A 14,497-nucleotide genomic window follows, 5' to 3' on the forward strand; every position below is an offset into this window, starting at 1 on the left:
TCATTAAGAGTTACTGCTTCTATAACTCTTGTTATAGAAATAGATAAAAATCATTATAAAATGTACAAAAAACTAGGACTATTGGTTTTCCTCTTTGGGATAACCCTGGCATCTACTGCCCAAAAAGTACAAATCACAGGTTTTGTCAAAGATTCATTAGGCAGCCCTATAACAATGGCTAATGTGATTGCATATAAGAAACTGGATAATACGATGGCCAGCTACGGAATAACGAATGATAAGGGTAAGTATAAAATTTCGGTTCCTGCGAATGAAACATACATATTGAAAGTAAGTTTTATTGGTCTTACAGCAGAAACAAAATCAATTACTATATCTACCAATGATGAAGTTATTGATTTTGAGATGAGGCCTGAAGAAAATAGTCTGGATGAAGTAGAAATCGTTTATGAAATGCCAGTAGTAGTAAAAGGAGATACCTTAGTCTATAATACTGATTCTTTTGTCAATGGTACAGAAAAAAAATTGGGAGATGTACTGAAAAAACTACCGGGAGTTGAGGTTAATGAAGATGGTGAAATTGAAGTTGAAGGCAAAACAGTTTCTAAGGTTATGGTAGAAGGAAAAGATTTTTTTGATGGAGATTCTAAACTGGCGACAAAGAATATTCCCGCAGATGCTTTGGATAAGGTAGAAGTATTGCGAAATTATGATGATGTTGGCCAGATGCGAGGTCTACGAAATTCGCAAGATCAGGTAGCCATTAATATTAAATTGAAAGAAGGTAAAAAGAATTTTTGGTTTGGTGATATAACCGCTGGTGCAGGAGTAGGGGAGACAGAGCGCTATATAATTAAACCTAAACTGTTTTATTATAGTCCAAAGTACAGTATTAATGTCCTTACAGATATTAATGATATTGGTGAAGTTCCTTTTACGATGATGGATTACTTTAATTTCACAGGAGGTTTTAGAAATTTAGGGCGTGGAGGTACGTCTTTTAGTATTTCTACAGATGACCTTGCGTTTGCTGCACTACAAAATAATAGAGCCAATGAAATTAATACCAAATTTGGTGCAGTTAACTTTAATCTTATGGCCAATAAGAAATTGGATATTAGCGGTTATGGAATTGTGAGTGATAACAAAGTAGATTTAATAACCAATACCCGAAGAGTTTATGTTGATGATACCCCGGATCCTACAGATAATACAATTGAAGAAACTTTTGATAATACCAGGCAGCGGAGTACGTTGGGATTATTAAAACTAAATGCAAGTTATAGGCCTAGTAGCAATTTTAGATTAGATTATGATATTCTCGGAAAACTTTCTGAACAAAAAGAAGAGGATACTTTCTTATCTACAAGATCAACTGTTTCTGAAGATATAAATGAGAGACTTGAAAGCTCTCCATTTTCGATACAACAAAATATGAATGCTTACTATACACTAAATACAAAACATATTTTCTCTTTAGAAGCACGGCATTTATTTCAAGATGAAGATCCCTTTTATAATGCAATACGAGCAGAAATTCCTTTTAGGGGTGTTTTTACACAAATAAATGACCCTTTACTTCCAGATTCAGATACTTTTGATCCATTAGAGGAATCTTCAAACTATAGTATTAATCAAAAAAAAGAGGTGAAAACCAGTAAGTTGGACGCGAAACTGGATTATTATTATGTGATTAACAAAAAGAGTAACCTCAATCTTACGTTCGGAAGTACACTAAGTACTCAAAACTTTGATTCAAGCATTTTTCAGATTTTGGATAATGGAAACCAGAATAATTTTGAGGCTGGTGAATTTAGTAATGAGGTGAAATATAACTTTAATGATGTATATGCTGGCCTGCATTATAAGTTTATTAAAGGGATTTTTACATTTAATCCAGGGGTGAGTGTACATAACTATGGTTTAAAAGATCAACAATTAGGTACTAAAATAACCCAGAACGAATGGCAGGTTTTACCAGATCTTTTTGTTTTAGCTCAATTAAGACAAAGTGAAAGTCTAAGGTTTAACTATTCGATAACCGCAGAGTATACCGATGTTAATCGTTTAGCAACTGGTTATGTGTTTAATAACTATAATTCATTATTTCAGGGAAACCGAAACCTGGAAAATTCATTATATGATAATTATTCCATAAACTACTTCAATTTTAATATGTTTAGTTATACTAATATTTTTGCTCAACTAACATATAGTGACCGACGTAATCCTATTAAAAATACGAGTACGATTACAGGTATAAATAGGATAGATACTCCTATAAATTCTAATGTTGCGGATCAAATTTTTTCTGCCAATGGAAGTATTAGTCGAACATTTGGTAAAATAAAAGGAGGTTTAAATGTAAATATAAACCGATCTGCTTTCAATACCATTGTAAATACTTTGCTCAGTAAAAGTATAAGTCTTACCCAAATGTATAAAACAGAATGGTCTACAAACTTTAAAAAAGGACCTAATTTTGATTTAGGATACAGTCTTACAGTCAATGATTATGATAATAATGGGGTCGAAAATACATTTTATACGAGCCAACCATTTGCTCGGTTAGATTGGTCTTTTGCCAAAGGTTTTTTATTAAAGTCGTCTTATAACTATTACCAGTATCGCAATACAGAAACTATGTTAAACGAATATAGCTTCTGGGATGCAGATTTATTTTATCAAAAACCAGACAGTAAGTGGGAGTATAAGTTTTCTGTAACTAATGTATTGGATACCAAAAGTATTAATAGAGATAGTTTTAATGAATTATATAGTAGTACTTCGAGTTATGTAATTCAGCCTCGTTACTGGATTTTAAGTATAAAATATAATCTGTAATTATAGTGTAGATTATTACGACCAATTAGATACAACCTAAAAAAACTATAATGAGAACATATAAAATATTGGGGGTTTTATTGCTAATAGTAATGATATCATGTAATCAAAATCAAAATGATACGTCCAAAGCTGTACAAACGAATTCGCAACAAAAAATGGAAATTGTTAAAAAACAAGGCATAATCACAAAAGTAAGCTCTAAAAGCTTTGAAGATACTTATCATACATTAATAGAGATTATTACCAATAATCCTAATCTAAAGATTATAGCACAATTAGATCATCAGGCTAATGCGGCATCGGTAGATCTAGAATTGAACCCAACACGAGTAATTATGTTTGGTAATCCGAAGTTAGGAACTCCTTTGATGCAGAATTCTCAAATTACAGGATTAGATCTTCCACAAAGGATTCTAATATGGCAAGATGATAAAGATGTTGTTCATGTTTCGTACAATGATCCTGAATTTTTAAAGCTACGCCATGAGATTATTGGTAAAGATGATGTCTTGACAATTATTTCCAAAGCTTTAGATAATCTTTCAAAAGGAGCCACAGGAGCATAATAATCGATTACAGTACTTGAGTTAGCCCAATATTCAATATAGATGTCTCCAGAAATAAATACTATTTTATTTCTGGAGGCTAATTTTGTAGTTTTACCTTGATTGGCCCACCACTGGATACATAACTTCCTCCTATTTCATCAATATTAATATCCAATTCATCTTGTGTGCTGATAGTGCTAAGGTCTATTTTAAGCTTATCATAAGTATCTATATTTTTAATATTTACATCGATCTCATCAGTATTGCTTAATCGAACCGTTATAGATCCATCATCATTAATAGGGAGTAACCCATAGTTTGTAGGGGGGACATTGTTTGCATATGCTTTTGGAATAATATCAATATCTCTTATTACAATAATTACAAGACAAATAGCGATAATTGTAATTATAGACTTGGTATAGGTATCAGTTTTCATAAAGGATAATTTTATTTATTGAAAAAAGACACCAATAAAGATGCCAAAACCAAGCTTTCTTTACGTGAAGTGTAGGATTTGTTTTTTATAATTTATAATTGCCAATTAAGTGATACTTTAATAGAAATAAAAAAGATGCCCGCTTAGACATCTTTTTATTTCTATTTGTTACTGTGCTTTTAGGAGTTCTTTATAGTGATCCCTATAGAGATATATAGCATAAGAATATTTAGGGCCAAGAACACAACACCTATTATCCAATTTTCGGTATCAAGTTTAATGTGATATAAAAACGCATTGACAGATACACTCATTAGAATGACCATCATTAAGGGAGCAAATTTATTAGTTAATAAAGCAACCCCTGCACAGATCTCTACAATAGCCACCAGCATCATAGTTTTAGAGGATACTAAAACTTTTAAGAAACTTATAGCTATTTTGGTTGAAGGAGCTGGTGGATCCATAAAATAAAATAATTTATTACATCCAAAAAATAAAATGGCAAGGCCAAAAACTATTCTAATTCCTAAAATTACTTTTGTATTCATAGATTGAAGATTTTGGTTATTAGTATTATTGTTTAACGTATTAACCTTTTTAAAATTGCCGGGTTATACATGAGCTCTTAACGATAATATAGGGTTAAAGTCATAAAACTATCGATATAGGGCGCTTTTTAGCATTATTGTTTTACGTAAAATCCCACAAATATTAGGGATTTAGAGATAAACACCTAAAAATCAATATAGAAACCAATAAAAATTACCTAGATTTGCGCTTTTTTAAGCAATAATACAACCCGAAAACTCGTTTTTTGGGAACAACCTAACCAAAGACCATAATAATGACTAAACGTACTAGTCGATTGCATTTTCTTGATGCAATTCGGGCATTTGCTATTCTTATGATGCTTCAGGGGCATTTTGTACACTCTCTTTTGGGAGATGTGTACAGGGATAAAAGTAATCTTGTGTATACGGTATGGGAGTATTTTAGAGGAATGACTGCTCCAACATTTTTTACGATAACCGGCTTTATTTTCACGTATTTGTTACTAAAGCAAAACACAAAAGGAATAGATAATCCAAGGGTTTTAAAAGGTGTAAAACGTGCCGTTAAAGTTATTTTTTGGGGGTATTTATTGCGATTAAGCTTTTATGAAGTTTTTACAGGAACAGTAAATCCTTCGTTTTTCTATGTAGATGTATTACAATGTATAGGTACGTCATTATTGCTGTTGATAGGAGTATATCTTATTTTATGCCGAATTAATGAAGCTTGGTTTCAGAACATAGTGTTAAGCATTGGAGTGATTATTTTTCTTCTGCAACCAATGTATGGTAGTTGTATATTAGAGTTTTTACCGAAAACAGTTGCGAATTATTTCACCAATAGAAATGGATCTATTTTTACGTTACTACCCTGGTTTGGGTATGTGTGTATAGGTAGTTTTATGGCTAGCTTATTTTTGAAATACGGAAAACGAAAAATGTTTTACCCTTATGCTATTATAGCACTTTTATCTGTAGGAGTGGTATTGGTATTTTATTCTTCGACCATATTAATGGTGATATACAGTATAACGGGTGTTGGTGTTTTTAAATCAGTAGCTTATAACAACTTCTTATTTATAAGATTAGGAAATGTGTGTATGCTTTTTTCTGTATTTATTTTGGTGAAAAACTATTTTACAAATCAGATGATAACCAAAATAGGAGGGAGAACACTATCTATTTATATAGTTCACTTTTTTGTACTTTACGGAAGCTGGTTCGGATTGGGACTTAGTCGCTTTTTTTATCACAGTTTGACGCCGGTACAAGTTTTTATAGGAGCATTATTGTTTATAATTGGTGTATGTACAACGGTTTTGTATTATTATAAATATGAAGAAGAACTGAAGCTTCAAGTACACCATTTGCTTAATTCTACAAATCAGAAGATGAAAGCTACCGTGCCAGAAGCTTTTATGCTGTTTAGAAATACTATTATTCGTACATATCGAAACATTAGATATACGAGGCGATAATATTGTAATCTATAGATTGGTTAGTTGACTGTTTTTTTATTGTGTTAAAAATCAGTATCTTATAGTGGTCTAATCAATACTCATTTTGTCATGCCAACAATAAAATCATTAAACAAATGGGCTAATGCACATACGTATTATCCGTTAGATTTATTAAGAATTGCCTTAGGAGTTTTCTTATTTATAAAAGGAATAAATTTTATTAGTAATAGCCAGATTCTTGTAGATCTTATTAAACCGGTTCAAAACCTTGCAGGGGCTATGATTATAATTCATTATGTAGCTCCAGCACATTTAATAGGAGGTTTACTTATTTCTTTTGGGCTACTAACACGATGGTCAGTTACGGCACAACTTCCATTATTAATAGGAGCAGTTCTTATTAATTTTATAGGAGAAATGAACGTAGCAAATCTTATTATTGCCAGTATAATTTTGTTATTATGTATATTTTTCTTGTTCTATGGTTCTGGGAAACATTCTGTAGATTACTATTTAAAAATGCAACAGTGAAGCTGTGAAGATAAAATATGAATTTAATACATTTTAAAAATAAAAAAACCGCTCTCACCGAGCGGTTTTTTATTTCTTTTACCATCCCGATAAACGAGATTTTCCATTATGGGAGGGAATGTCTAAGTATATAGTGTCTATTTTTTTTGAAGCATAAACATTGCTTTTATATTTAGAAACTCTTTTTTTATTTCTTTGAATTTGTTTTCTTATTTTTTTCCACTTCTTTTCACTATATCTATTGGTGTTTTTCGATCGCTGGGCTACATTTTCATTTGCCTCTATTGAATTAGTAGTATAAGAGAGGTTTTGTTTTTGTAGCGTATTATTAGTGATAGTAATAGATTTGAAATCAGTTGTATTACTTTGTCCTATTGATGAATATGTTATACATAGCAATACTACTGTAGTCATAGCGATTTTCATTTTCATTTTTTTAGATTTTGGGGGGTTAGTGATCATAAGTATAAAATTGAAGTTATTTATGAAAGTTTAAATAAGATTAATTTTTACAATCTAGATGCTAAATAAGCATCTGATCTTCAGTCACTAAGATAGTTATACTAATTCAATTTTGAATACGGAAAAACCGCAATATAGTACAGGGATTTTTCCCCTAAAAGGAGCTGAGAAGTGCTGTATTTACTCATATTTTTTTCTATATATGAAGTGAAATTTTTATTTTATTTTTTTCTAATAAAAAGCATAAAATATTGAGCTAATCAAGTAATAATACGGGGTGAGAGCTGTTTTGGAATATAAAATAAACAGACCTATTTTCTTGAAAACAGTACTGTTTTCAAGAAAATAGGTCTGTTTATTATTTCACAAAATGGTGAAAAACGTCAGATTTTATATAAGATAGAAATAACTATATATTAATTAAAGCAAAATAAGGTAATTGAAAAAAATAATTTTTTTCCAGAATATTTTCGATCTAATTATAGTTTACCAACCTGATAATCGAGATTGATTACTACCAGAGTATTATATGCGGGAATATCTATGTATATAGTATCCATAACTTTAGAAGCGTAGATACTGTTTTTTGCATTAGAAACTCTCTTTTTATTTTTTTTGAGCTGCTTTTTGATTTTTCGCCACTCTTTCTTGCTATAAAAATCCTTATCCTTCATTCTTATAGGAGCTTGTATTACCAAACGATCTGTCATGGCAATTTTATCAGTACTATATTGCTCTTCCTGAATTTGGTTATCAATGGTTTTTACCGAAGTGAGATCATTTTCAAAATCTTGACCAAAAGACATGCTACATACTAATAAAAAAGCGATGCTCAATGCAAATTTTAATTTCATTTCCCTAAATTTAAATGTATTAATCAATAGTGATACACTAAAATTCTAAAAAACATACCAAAATTATTTCCCCTCAGAATAGATATGTTTTGTATCTTATTATGTTAACAGGATAAATGTAATGATAATACTTGATTTCATAATACGGGAAAACCTCATTTTTTCAAGGCTTCACCTAATTTTTCGATGAATAACTATAAAACCAGATAAACGCTATATTTTAAAGGCTTTTTGAACCGCTTCTACATAATCAAGTTTCTCCCAGGTAAATAGCTCTACTTCCTTTTCAATTTTACCAGAATATGGACTTTCAAAAACCTTAGTAATTGTTTGTGGTTCTTTACCCATATGACCATAAGCGGCTGTTTCCTGATAGATAGGATTACGTAATTTAAGGCGCTTTTCGATGGCAGCTGGACGCATATCAAAGATTTTGCCTACTATTTCTGCAATTTCACCATCTGTTAATCCAAGAGAACTACTCCCGTAAGTATCTACAAAAATAGAAGTAGGTTCAACAACACCAATTGCATAAGATACCTGTACCAATACTTCACTTGCTACTCCTGCAGCTACAAGGTTTTTGGCGATATGTCTAGAAGCATATGCAGCAGAACGATCTACTTTACTTGGGTCTTTACCCGAAAAAGCCCCTCCACCGTGAGCTCCTTTACCACCATAAGTGTCAACTATAATTTTTCTTCCGGTAAGACCAGTATCTCCATGAGGACCACCAATCACAAATTTTCCAGTTGGATTAATATGATATGTGATCTGATCATTAAACAATTGTTGAATATAACTAGGTAATTGAGCAACTACCCTAGGTATCAAAATAGAAATGATATCATTTTTTATTTTACTCAGCATTACATCATCATTACTGTCAAAATCATCATGCTGTGTAGATACAACGATGGCAACAATACGCTGAGGTACATTATCATCATTATATTCGATAGTTACCTGACTTTTAGAATCAGGACGCAAATAAGGAATTTCTGTGCCTTCACGTCTTAGTTTGGCCAATTCAATTAATATTTTATGCGAAATATCAAGAGCTAATGGCATGTAATTAGCAGTTTCTTTAGTAGCATATCCAAACATCATTCCTTGGTCACCAGCACCTTGCTCTTCTTTATTTTCACGATCAACCCCTTGATTTATATCTTGCGATTGTTCATGAATAAGAGAAATTACTCCACAAGAATCACCGCTAAATTGATATGCACCTTTGGTGTATCCAATAGTATTGATGACATCTCTTGCTATATGTTGTACATCAAGATATGTTTTTGATTTTACTTCTCCAGCAAGTACAACCTGACCAGTGGTTACAAGCGTCTCGCAAGCTACCTTAGAATCAGCGTCAAAAGCTAAGAAGTTATCTAATAATGCATCACTTATCTGATCTGCTACTTTATCTGGGTGTCCTTCAGATACACTTTCTGAAGTAAATAAATATGCCATTCTTTATTGTTTTTATGGAAAAATACTTAGGCGTAATTGCAATGTGAAGCTTTCGACAGAATATCTTAATCGAACTGCTTTAGCATTTTTATACTGTAAAAAAAAATTATTTCAGTATTCGGGTTGCAATCAGTCAAATCTTTCCCTGAAAAATATTTTGGCAAAGGTAAAAAAAATGATAATACTTAAAAGCATTTAACGTATCATTAATTTTCTTTATTGAAGATTATTTTTATTAGGTCAATTTTAGCAAAATAATTTTCGAAAGAAAAATGATGTGATTAAAAAATAATTACTAGCTTTGTCCCCGAAGTTTCTTATACATATTAGTAAGTTATTAAGAAAGGTGGAGGGAATAGACCCTGTGAAACCTTAGCAACCCTTTGATTTATTAAAGAAGGTGCTAAATTCTATCCCGATTAATCGGGAGAAGATAACTCGATACAATTTCAATTTTTGTAATTGTCGTTTTCCTTTCTTTTTAATTTTCTATTTACATACACTACTATAATCGAGTGTTTGATGTATTTGAATTTTGTTTAAAAATTTAAAATAGAAAATTATGAGTACACAAAAATTTGCAACAGGAGCTTTACATGCAGGTCATGATGTGTCGGCCAATGGTGGAACAAGAGCAGTGCCTATTTATCAAACAACATCATATGTTTTTAACAATTCTGATCATGCTGCCAATCTATTTAATTTATCCGAAACAGGATTTATTTATACGAGATTAAATAATCCAACAAATGACATTCTGGAGCAACGTCTTGCAGCTTTAGAAGGTGGTATTGCGGCAGTAGTAACGTCATCAGGTACAGCAGCAATCAATACGACTTTACTAACTTTATTAAAAACAGGCGATCATATAGTTGCATCCAGTAGTTTATATGGTGGAACATACAACTTGTTAAATGTCACGTTACCTAGATTTGGGATTACAACAACTTTTGTAGATCCATCAAATCCGGATAATTTTAAAGATGCTGTACAAGAGAATACACGTGCATTTTTTGTAGAATCATTAGGAAACCCAAAGCTGGATGTATTAGATTTAAAAGCGATTTCTTCTGAAGCCAAAACCTATAAAGTACCTCTGATAGTTGATAATACAGTTGCTACACCGGCACTTCTTAATCCTATCGAGTATGGTGCTAATATCGTAATTCATTCACTTACAAAATATATTAGTGGTAATGGGACATCTCTTGGAGGAGCAATTATCGATGCAGGAACTTTTGATTGGTCTAGTGGTAAGTTTCCTGAGTTTACAGAACCCTCACCTGGATATCACGGATTAGTATATCACGATGCATTAGGGCCGGCAGCATTTATAGCAAAAGCCAGAATAGAAGGATTGCGAGATCATGGAGCTGCACTAAGCCCATTTAATGCGTTTCAGATTTTGCAGGGTTTAGAAACCTTAGAAATCAGAATAAAAAAGCATAGTGAAAGTGCATTAGAACTTGCTAAATGGTTAGAAGAGCAAGAAGAAGTAAGTTGGGTAAAGTACCCTGGACTCAAAAATAATACGTACTACGAATTAGCTCAGGAATACTTACCAAAAGGGCAAAGTGGAATCATCACTTTTGGAGTAAAAGGAGGTTTTGATTCAGCTAAAACAGTAGCTGATGAAACAAAAATTTTCTCTTTACTGGCAAATATTGGGGATTCTAAGTCTTTAATTATACATCCTGCCAGTACTACACACCAACAATTAGATTCTGCGCAGCAAGCATCTACTGGTGTAACTCAGGATTTGATTAGGTTATCAGTTGGGCTCGAAGATATTGAGGATCTAAAAGAAGATTTAAAAGAAGCTTTTAATAAAGTAAAAGTCAAAATTTAAAAGATCAAAAAAATCTCTATCCTTTCTAAAAGGATTTATAATAAGAGGATTACCAAAATAACCTCAAAGAAATTATAAATAATGCTTCAAAAATTAGACATCTTAAACTATACCACGATAAAGGGAAGATCTATTGATCAGATTCATCTCACATACGAAGTGTTTGGAAAACCCCTTTATACGGCACCAATTGTTTTAGTTAATCATGCTCTTACAGGCAATTCTGCCGTATGTGGAGAGCATGGTTGGTGGAACGGTTTAATAGGAAAAGATAAGTGCATTGATACCAATAGATATACCGTTTTGTCTTTTAATATTCCAGGAAATGGATATGATGGAAAAGAAGAAAACTTAATTGAAGAATATAAAATATTTAATGCACGAGATATTGCTGCTATCTTCTCTGAAGGACTAAAACTATTAAAAATAGATAAACTACATGCCGTAATTGGGGGATCTGTTGGTGGCGGAATTGCATGGGAATTAGCTGCTCTTAACCCTAGTTTAATTACTCATTTAATCCCGGTGGCTACAGATTGGAAATCTACCGATTGGTTAAAGGCTAATTGTTTGGTTCAAGAACAGATTTTATTGAATTCTAAAGCGCCAGTTCATGATGCCAGATTACATGCTATGTTAATCTATAGATCTCCAGAATCATTTAAGCAAAAATTTAACCGTACGTATAATGATGAAAAAGATATGTACAATATAGAAAGCTGGCTGTTATACCATGGAGAACGACTAGATAGTAGGTTTGAACTTTCTGCCTATAAGGAACTAAATTATATTCTGGCGAATATCGATATAACCGAAGGACGAGGAGATTTTAATAAAGTAGCTGCATCAATCCAATCCAATATTCATATCATAAGTGTAAATTCTGATGTGTTTTTTACAGCAGCAGAAGATAAGATTACATTCAAAAAACTGAAAGAAGTAAAACAAAATGTTACTCATAAAATAATTAATTCGGTTCATGGTCATGATGCCTTTTTAATAGAATTTGAACAATTAAATGCATTATTGAAAGATGTATTTTAAAGAAAAAGAAAAAATGAAAGTTTTAAAATTTGGAGGAAAATCACTCGCTAACGGAAAAGGAATTCATGCAGTGATTGATATAATTGAAGATAAGGTAAAAAATGGCGAAAAGATTACCGTTGTCCTTTCTGCTCGTGGTAATACAACTGATGAACTTGAGAGAATTCTTGAAAAAGCTGTTAATGGTGAAAATTATCAGTTGCAGTTAGAAGCATTTAAAAAATATCAAATTTCCGATTTTGATAATGCTGATTTTACTCAGGAGTTCGAGACATTAGATAAACTTTTTGAAGGAGTTTCACTTTTGAAAGACTATAGCAAGAGGATAAAAGATCAGGTACTATCACAAGGTGAAGTTATTTCGGCTAAATTGGTAACGCAAATCCTTAAAGAGAAAAATATCAATGCTAATTTTACCGATAGTAGAACTCTTGTCATAACAGATGCCCAGTTTGGAGATGCCCAGCCTCTTGATAAATTGTCTAAAGAAAATGTAATTAATCATTTTCAAACGTATAATGGTGCTACGGTAAATATAGTTACTGGGTTTATCGCATCTAATACCAAAAATGAGACAACTACTTTAGGAAGAAATGGTAGTAATTATACAGCATCATTATTAGCTAATTATCTCGAAGCAGAAGAATTACAAAATTTCACTCATGTAAATGGGATCTATACAGCAAATCCTGAACTGGTGCCCGATGCTATAAAGATTGAAAAGCTGTCATTTACAGAAGCTAATGAATTAGCGTATTTTGGAGCTAATATTTTACATGCGAAAACTATAATTCCATTAATTGAAAAGAATATCCCACTTAGGATTCTGAATACTTTTGATCATAAAAATAAAGGAACCCTGATTACATCAGAGACCAGTGAAAAAGGAATTAAATCTCTTTCGGTTTTAGAGAATGTAGCTCTAATAAATCTCGAAGGAAGAGGTCTTCTGGGAAAAGTAGGGGTAGATGCGAGAATATTTAAGGCACTAGCCCATAAAAATATTAGTGTTAGTATTATTTCACAAGGTTCATCAGAACGGGGAATAGGTTTTGTTGTCGAAGCAAATAAGGCAAAAGAAGCTAAATCTATATTAGAGCAAGAATTCGAATCTGATTTTTATAAACGTGATGTGAGTGGTATTTCAATAGAAAAAGATGTGTCTGTGATTTCTATTATCGGCCAGGATTTAAGCACATTTCATAAACCATATAATGCACTGATAAAAAATCAGGTAATTCCATTACTGTTTAATAATACAGTTACAGGAAAGAATGTGAGTTTAGTAGTGCAAAAAGAACAATTACATCGCGCCTTAAATGTGATTCATGGTGAGATTTTTGAAATTTCTAAAAAAATCAACATAGCTATATTTGGTCATGGACTGGTAGGAGGTACCTTGATAGATCAAATTTTAAAATCTTCAGAGCAGATCGAAAAACGAAAAAAGATTAGCCTCAATATTTTTGCAGTAGCGAATTCTAGAAAAGTACTTCTGGATAAAAATGGGGTAGTTCAAAATTGGAAAGATGCCATCAATGAAAAAGGAACTTCATATGCAGTTGAAGATGTGATTCGATTTGCAGATGATCATCATTTAGAAAACCTAATAGCTATTGACAATACAGCTAGTCAAGGGTTTACCGAAAACTATATAAATTTGGTAGAACATGGTTTTGATTTGGTTTCCTCTAATAAAGTTGCCAATACATTAAGTTTTGATTTTTATAAAAAATTAAGAGTAAAGCTAGAAGAAAATCAAAAGCAGTATTTATATGAAACTAATGTAGGAGCCGGATTACCATTGATTGATACTATTAAGTTGTTACATTTGTCAGGTGAAAATATAACTCGAATCAAAGGAGTTTTCTCTGGATCACTAAGTTATTTGTTTAATACTTTTTCTGTAGAAGAACGACCTTTTAGCGAGGTATTACAAGAGGCAATTGATAATGGATTTACAGAGCCTGATCCAAGAGAAGACCTCTGTGGTAATGATGTAGGTCGAAAATTATTAATTCTTGCAAGAGAATTGGATCTAAGTAACGAATTTGAAGATATTAATATTCATAACCTAATTCCTGAAGAACTAAGAGCTGGAGAAGCAAAAGAGTTTTTAGGAAGACTAAAAGAGTTAGATATCGTATATAAAAATGTTAAAGAAGAGCAAAAACCTGATCATGTATTACGATATATTGGTGATCTTTGGGGTGACTTGTCGCAAGAGAAAGGAAATTTGGACGTTAAATTAGTTTCTGTACCTCAGAGTAGTGCGTTAGGACAAGTAAAAGGTTCCGACTCTATATTTGAGATTTATACAGAGTCATATGGAGACCAGCCTATTGTAATTCAGGGAGCAGGTGCTGGAGCAGCAGTAACAGCAAGAGGAGTGTTTGGAGATGTGTTACGATTAGCAGAAAAAGGATAAAATTATAATTGCGTTAGGGATTGAAGCGACATCCTTTTGTAATCCTGTTA

At 32.0% G+C, this 14,497-nt stretch carries 12 protein-coding genes and 1 riboswitch; of the genes, 7 read left to right on the plus strand and 5 right to left on the minus strand.

The genetic code is table 11. The features are described 5' to 3' along the window. The first annotated feature begins 60 nt into the window (after positions 1-60). Positions 61-2,805 (plus strand): carboxypeptidase-like regulatory domain-containing protein, encoded by a 2,745-nt coding sequence (locus Z054_RS0113710; protein ID WP_024770631.1) that lies wholly within the window; start codon positions 61-63, stop codon positions 2,803-2,805. A 50-nt stretch (positions 2,806-2,855) separates the two neighbouring features. Further along, positions 2,856-3,374: a DUF302 domain-containing protein gene (locus Z054_RS0113715; protein ID WP_024770632.1), complete on the plus strand. Its 519-nt coding sequence runs from the start codon at positions 2,856-2,858 to the stop codon at positions 3,372-3,374. Positions 3,375-3,453: 79 nt separating this feature from the next. On the opposite strand, the gene Z054_RS0113720 is transcribed toward Z054_RS0113715, so the two are convergent. Continuing rightward, a complete protein-coding gene (locus tag Z054_RS0113720) occupies positions 3,454-3,795 on the minus strand; it encodes a hypothetical protein (RefSeq protein WP_024770633.1) in 342 nt (113 codons plus the stop codon). A 179-nt stretch (positions 3,796-3,974) separates the two neighbouring features. Beyond that, the gene (locus Z054_RS28530) at positions 3,975-4,346 is read right to left on the minus strand and encodes a DoxX family membrane protein (protein WP_051473749.1); all 372 of its coding nucleotides are present in this window, start codon (positions 4,344-4,346) and stop codon (positions 3,975-3,977) included. Positions 4,347-4,642: 296 nt separating this feature from the next. Here Z054_RS28530 and Z054_RS0113730 point away from each other — a divergent pair, with 296 nt between their 5' ends. Both Z054_RS0113730 and Z054_RS0113735 read left to right on the plus strand, forming a co-directional pair. Then, positions 4,643-5,827, plus strand: a complete 1,185-nt coding sequence (locus tag Z054_RS0113730; RefSeq protein ID WP_024770634.1) for a heparan-alpha-glucosaminide N-acetyltransferase domain-containing protein — start codon at positions 4,643-4,645, stop codon at positions 5,825-5,827. A gap of 90 nt (positions 5,828-5,917) precedes the next feature. Beyond that, the gene (locus Z054_RS0113735) at positions 5,918-6,340 is read left to right on the plus strand and encodes a DoxX family protein (RefSeq protein WP_024770635.1); all 423 of its coding nucleotides are present in this window, start codon (positions 5,918-5,920) and stop codon (positions 6,338-6,340) included. A gap of 78 nt (positions 6,341-6,418) precedes the next feature. Here Z054_RS0113735 and Z054_RS0113740 read toward each other — a convergent pair whose 3' ends face one another. The 3 genes from Z054_RS0113740 to metK all read right to left on the minus strand — a co-directional run bounded on the left by Z054_RS0113740 (position 6,419) and on the right by metK (position 9,126). Further along, positions 6,419-6,772 carry a hypothetical protein gene (locus Z054_RS0113740; RefSeq protein WP_152538556.1) on the minus strand — a complete coding sequence of 118 codons (354 nt, stop codon included), beginning with the start codon at positions 6,770-6,772 and terminating at the stop codon, positions 6,419-6,421. A gap of 509 nt (positions 6,773-7,281) precedes the next feature. Beyond that, the gene (locus tag Z054_RS0113745; protein ID WP_152538557.1) at positions 7,282-7,656 is read right to left on the minus strand and encodes a hypothetical protein; all 375 of its coding nucleotides are present in this window, start codon (positions 7,654-7,656) and stop codon (positions 7,282-7,284) included. A gap of 213 nt (positions 7,657-7,869) precedes the next feature. Beyond that, a complete protein-coding gene (gene metK, locus Z054_RS0113750) occupies positions 7,870-9,126 on the minus strand; it encodes a methionine adenosyltransferase (RefSeq protein WP_024770638.1) in 1,257 nt (418 codons plus the stop codon). Positions 9,127-9,457: 331 nt separating this feature from the next. Continuing rightward, a riboswitch (SAM riboswitch) is annotated at positions 9,458-9,566 on the plus strand. A 122-nt stretch (positions 9,567-9,688) separates the two neighbouring features. Between metK and Z054_RS0113755 the strand changes: the two genes are divergently transcribed. The 3 genes from Z054_RS0113755 (at position 9,689) to thrA (ending at position 14,447) form a co-directional block, all read left to right on the plus strand. After that, the gene (locus Z054_RS0113755) at positions 9,689-10,975 is read left to right on the plus strand and encodes an O-acetylhomoserine aminocarboxypropyltransferase/cysteine synthase family protein (RefSeq protein WP_024770639.1); all 1,287 of its coding nucleotides are present in this window, start codon (positions 9,689-9,691) and stop codon (positions 10,973-10,975) included. 81 nt (positions 10,976-11,056) lie between these two features. Then, the gene (locus Z054_RS0113760) at positions 11,057-12,019 is read left to right on the plus strand and encodes an alpha/beta fold hydrolase (protein ID WP_024770640.1); all 963 of its coding nucleotides are present in this window, start codon (positions 11,057-11,059) and stop codon (positions 12,017-12,019) included. A gap of 13 nt (positions 12,020-12,032) precedes the next feature. Further along, complete coding sequence (thrA, locus tag Z054_RS0113765; protein WP_024770641.1) at positions 12,033-14,447, plus strand: bifunctional aspartate kinase/homoserine dehydrogenase I; 2,415 nt, start codon at positions 12,033-12,035, stop codon at positions 14,445-14,447. Positions 14,448-14,497 lie beyond the last annotated feature (50 nt).

The organism is Aquimarina macrocephali JAMB N27 (assembly GCF_000520995.1).
GTDB lineage: Bacteria > Bacteroidota > Bacteroidia > Flavobacteriales > Flavobacteriaceae > Aquimarina > Aquimarina macrocephali.

Bases quoted from the DNA above. Each gene is read 5' to 3' on its own strand.
- Z054_RS0113710 (WP_024770631.1), top strand. From the start codon at position 61: ATGTACAAAAAACTAGGACTATTGGTTTTCCTCTTTGGGATAACCCTG.
- Z054_RS0113715 (WP_024770632.1), top strand. From the start codon at position 2,856: ATGAGAACATATAAAATATTGGGGGTTTTATTGCTAATAGTAATGATA.
- Z054_RS0113720 (WP_024770633.1), bottom strand. From the start codon at position 3,795: ATGAAAACTGATACCTATACCAAGTCTATAATTACAATTATCGCTATT.
- Z054_RS28530 (WP_051473749.1), bottom strand. From the start codon at position 4,346: ATGAATACAAAAGTAATTTTAGGAATTAGAATAGTTTTTGGCCTTGCC.
- Z054_RS0113730 (WP_024770634.1), top strand. From the start codon at position 4,643: ATGACTAAACGTACTAGTCGATTGCATTTTCTTGATGCAATTCGGGCA.
- Z054_RS0113735 (WP_024770635.1), top strand. From the start codon at position 5,918: ATGCCAACAATAAAATCATTAAACAAATGGGCTAATGCACATACGTAT.
- Z054_RS0113740 (WP_152538556.1), bottom strand. From the start codon at position 6,772: ATGAAAATGAAAATCGCTATGACTACAGTAGTATTGCTATGTATAACA.
- Z054_RS0113745 (WP_152538557.1), bottom strand. From the start codon at position 7,656: ATGAAATTAAAATTTGCATTGAGCATCGCTTTTTTATTAGTATGTAGC.
- metK (WP_024770638.1), bottom strand. From the start codon at position 9,126: ATGGCATATTTATTTACTTCAGAAAGTGTATCTGAAGGACACCCAGAT.
- Z054_RS0113755 (WP_024770639.1), top strand. From the start codon at position 9,689: ATGAGTACACAAAAATTTGCAACAGGAGCTTTACATGCAGGTCATGAT.
- Z054_RS0113760 (WP_024770640.1), top strand. From the start codon at position 11,057: ATGCTTCAAAAATTAGACATCTTAAACTATACCACGATAAAGGGAAGA.
- thrA (WP_024770641.1), top strand. From the start codon at position 12,033: ATGAAAGTTTTAAAATTTGGAGGAAAATCACTCGCTAACGGAAAAGGA.